The 4,197-nt window shown below is 38.3% G+C and carries 5 protein-coding genes; all 5 read left to right on the top strand.

Going from position 1 to position 4,197, the window contains the following annotated elements; translation table 11 throughout:
• The coding region (locus AC1DND_RS21440) for a tetratricopeptide repeat protein (RefSeq protein ID WP_477584659.1) at positions 1-1,056 on the top strand (1,056 nt) is incomplete at its 5' end.
• A 60-nt stretch (positions 1,057-1,116) separates the two neighbouring features.
• Positions 1,117-1,884 carry a phosphosulfolactate synthase gene (locus AC1DND_RS21435; RefSeq protein WP_131029432.1) on the top strand — a complete coding sequence of 256 codons (768 nt, stop codon included), beginning with the start codon at positions 1,117-1,119 and terminating at the stop codon, positions 1,882-1,884.
• A gap of 82 nt (positions 1,885-1,966) precedes the next feature.
• The gene (locus AC1DND_RS21430) at positions 1,967-2,710 is read left to right on the top strand and encodes a shikimate dehydrogenase family protein (protein ID WP_477584658.1); all 744 of its coding nucleotides are present in this window, start codon (positions 1,967-1,969) and stop codon (positions 2,708-2,710) included.
• Positions 2,711-2,765: 55 nt separating this feature from the next.
• Complete coding sequence (gldD, locus tag AC1DND_RS21425) at positions 2,766-3,353, top strand: gliding motility lipoprotein GldD (protein WP_477584657.1); 588 nt, start codon at positions 2,766-2,768, stop codon at positions 3,351-3,353.
• A gap of 52 nt (positions 3,354-3,405) precedes the next feature.
• Complete coding sequence (locus AC1DND_RS21420) at positions 3,406-4,044, top strand: MBL fold metallo-hydrolase (protein WP_477584656.1); 639 nt, start codon at positions 3,406-3,408, stop codon at positions 4,042-4,044.
• The last annotated feature ends 153 nt before the right edge of the window (positions 4,045-4,197 follow it).

The raw sequence follows: 4,197 nt of genomic DNA, 5'->3' as shown, positions 1-4,197 counted from the left end.
CGTTTTGACGAGGCTTTGGAAAATTATGAGAAAGCTTTAGGGCTGGCTGAAAGTACCGATGAGATTTTATTACAGATGGCTTATGTTTACCAGAGCATGAGTGATTATGAAAGCGCCATTACCTATATTAAACTCAGTTTAGAGCAGAATATGGAGAACCAGGATGGTTTATATGAGCTGGCTTTCTGTTACGATGTGTTAGATAAACAAGAAGAAAGTATTAAGTTTTATCAGCAATACATCGATACCGATCCGTATTCATATGCGGCATGGTATAATTTGGGCAACAGTTTCCACAAGCTGAATCTTTTCGAAAAAGCGATCGATGCTTACGATTATGCGATCCTGATCAAAGAAGATTTTAGCTCTGCGTATTTCAATAAAGGTAATGCGCTGGTTCAGCTCGATAAATATGATGAGGCGATAGATGTTTATAAACAGACTTTCGAATACGAACAGCCTAATGCCGATACCTATTGTGCCATTGGCGAATGTTACGAGAAACTGGAGAAAATGGACGAAGCCCGTTCTTACTACAAAAAATCGGTAAAAATGGATCCCAAAATGGCAGATGCCTGGTTTGGGATCGGTGTTACACTGAATTTTGAAGAACGTTATTTCGAATCGCTGCATTTTTATAAAAAAGCAATCGATTTAGAGGCCGAGAACCCTGATTTCTGGTTCGCTATGGCTGATGCTTATTATAAACTAGGCCAGATTGATGAATCGATCGAAGCTTATGAAAAAGTATTGGAGTTTAATCCTGTGGATATTGAAGCCTGGTTAGATTTTAGTACAGTGCTTTACGAGCAGGGAAAATTGCTGGAAGCATCAGAAACGATGGCAGAGGCGATCAAGAATAATCCGGAAGCAGCAGAACTGTATTATCGGATGGTAGCCTATCTTTTTGCCCAGGGGAATTATAGCGATGCGCTGGGATATTTGGAAACGGCTTTAACAACCGACCCCGATAAACACTATATTTTATTTGAATATTTGCCACAATTGCAGGATAATAGTGCCATTTTGAACGTTATAAACAGATATATTAGGTAACGACCTTGTGAGAAAAATTTAACAAATAAATCTCAAAATTTTTTTCACTTTTGTACGCATATGAATTATCCATTATTAAACGTTCCCGAACGTCCAGCTAAACCACGCCAAAAAGGCTTAACAATGGTTATGGATAAGGGATTGAGCCTACGCCAGGTTGAAGATTTTATTGAAGTTGCCGGCGTACATACAGATATCGTAAAATTAGGTTGGGCAACATCACACGTAACACCAAACCTTAAAGAAAAATTAGCTTTATATAAAAGTGCAGGCATTCCTACCTATTTCGGAGGAACGTTATTTGAGGCCTTTATCATCCGTGACCAGTTTTCAGATTATCAACGTGTTTTAGACCAGTATGGGATGGAATATGCAGAAGTTTCTGATGGTTCTATTGAAATTGAGCACGATAAGAAATGTGAGTTTATCCGCGAACTTTCTAAACAGGTAACCGTTATTTCGGAGGTTGGAAGTAAAGATGCCGCTAAAATATTTGCCCCATATAAGTGGATTAAATTAATGCAGGCCGAAATTGAGGCGGGATCGTGGAAAGTAATTGCCGAAGCACGCGAAGGTGGTAATGTAGGTATTTACCGTGGAAGCGGTGAAGTACGGGAAGGATTGGTTGATGAGATTTTAACCCAGATTCCTGAAGAAACCATTATTTGGGAAGCACCTCAAAAAGAACAGCAAGTTTGGTTTATTAAATTAATCGGTAGTAATGTAAACCTTGGTAATATTGCGCCAGCAGAAGTAATTCCTTTAGAAACCATTCGTTTAGGTTTACGTGGAGATACTTTTGATTATTTCCTGAACCAAACTAAATAACTCAACCCGCTATTGCGGGGTGCATAGTTAAATAAACCTTGCAGGTTTCAAAAACCTGTAAGGTTTGCTTTTTTTATAAATAATGAAAACATACGGCTTAATCGGATACCCACTTTCTCATTCTTTCTCGAAAAAATATTTCACAGAAAAATTTCAAAATGAGGGAATAGCCGATCATCAATATGAGCTTTTTCCTATTGCCGATATTAAATCACTGCCCGATCTGCTAGGTGAAAATCCATCGCTTTGTGGGCTTAATGTTACGATTCCGCATAAAGTTAACGTGCTTTGCTATTTAAACGAAGTAGACGAAGCAGCAGAAAAAATTGGGGCCGTAAATTGTATTTCGATCAAAAGTTTTGAAGGTGCGACCTATTTAAAAGGCTATAACACCGATGCATATGGCTTTGAAGAATCGCTAAAACCATTGTTGGGGCCGCAACACAGCAAAGCACTGGTTTTTGGCGATGGTGGGGCGGCGAAAGCGGTAAAGTACGTTTTAGAGAAATTAAATATCCAATATCAGGTTGTGGTACGAACGGCTGTTCAGGGTGCTATTCTATATTCGGAAGTTACACCAGAGATTTTAGCCTCACACCAGTTATTGATTAATACTACCCCCCTGGGGATGTCGCCAAATGTGGATACCTTTCCCGAAATCGATTACAGTTTAGTTGGGCCTGGGTATTTAGCTTACGATTTAGTTTACAATCCGCTGGAGACAGCATTTTTGGTTAAAGCTGCCGAGCGCGGTGCAGCAATTAAGAATGGTTTGGAAATGCTGTACAAACAAGCAGAAAAAGCTTGGGCAATCTGGAATAAATAATTTAACTTATCGTCATTGCAAGGAGGAACGACGACGCAATCTTTGATAAAATGTTATGAAACTAAAACAACTGATCTGCTTTCCCTTTGTGCTGCTTTTGTTTATAACAGCTTGTCAGAACCACGATTATAGCCCAAAGCCAAAAGCTTACTACAGGATTGTATTCCCTAAAAAAGATTATACTGTAYTTACCAAGCCTGTCCCTTTTACTTTCAAATATCCAACTTATGCGGTGGTAGAACAAGATCAAAGCCGCGATGCCCAAAAGAATTGGTACAATTTACACTTTAAGCAGTTTAATGGCTTTTTGCATTTAACGTATTACGATGTTTCGGGTAAAGGCGAATATGATGAAATGGTAGAAGATGCCCGAAAACTGGCTTTTAAACATACCATAAAAGCCAGTGCGATTGATCAAAAACTCATCAATTATCCCGATCATAAAGTTTACGGCATTTATTACGCTATAGAGGGGAATACCGCATCATCAGTTCAGTTTTTTTTAACCGATAGTGCCAAACATTATTTTAGAGGAGCTTTATATTTTAATGAACGCCCACAATACGACTCTATTGAACCCGTTGTTAAATTTATTAAAAAGGATATCGATACCTTGATTTCTACCTTTAGGTGGAAAAATTAATTTATTATTTTGTCATCCTGCTTTTGGAAACAGGATTTTTTCTAAAATTTTTATGATCACAATAAAAACCTTCACATTTAACGCCTACAGCGAAAATACCTATGTGCTTTATGATGAAACCAAAGAATGTGTCATTATCGATCCGGGCATGTACGAAGGTTTTGAGCAAAATGAATTGGCGGCTTTCATTAAAAATGAGGGATTAAAACCTGTTTTATTACTTAATACACATTGTCATCTCGATCATGTTTTCGGCAATAAATTTGTGTTCGAAACCTATGGCCTAAAACCACAGTTTCATGCGGGCGAATTGCCAATTTTAAATGCAGTTCCTGGTTATGCACCGTCAATGGGCTTTGCCCGTTATGATATATCTCCTCTGCCCGATACCTTTTTGCCTGAAACAGGAACAATTTCTTTTGGTAACAGTACACTGACTTTAATTTTTGCCCCGGGGCATTCGCCTGCACACCTGTGTTTTTACAGTGCAGCCGATCATATTTTAATAGGTGGTGATGTACTTTTTTACGGAAGTATTGGCCGTACCGATCTGCCTGGAGGTAATCATCAGCAATTAATCCAAAACATTTCCGATAAACTTTTTGTCTTACCTGATGAAACCAAAGTTTATCCTGGCCATGGACCAGCCACAAGCATTGGTTTTGAAAAACAACATAACCCATTTTTTTAGCAGGATTAAAGGTTCATAATTGTTAAAGGCTTTACAACCTGAAGCCTTTTACCTTAAAACCCTCAACCTTTTATTTATCTTTGCCGCTGTGAATACATCGTTTTATATTGCCAAAAGGTATCTTTTTGCCAAAAAATCTACCAATGCCATTAA

The sequence above is a fragment of the Pedobacter sp. 01N416 genome (assembly GCF_056399685.1).
The sequence above is the reverse complement of the archived record's forward strand: the minus strand, read 5'-3'. Positions and strand labels throughout refer to the sequence as shown.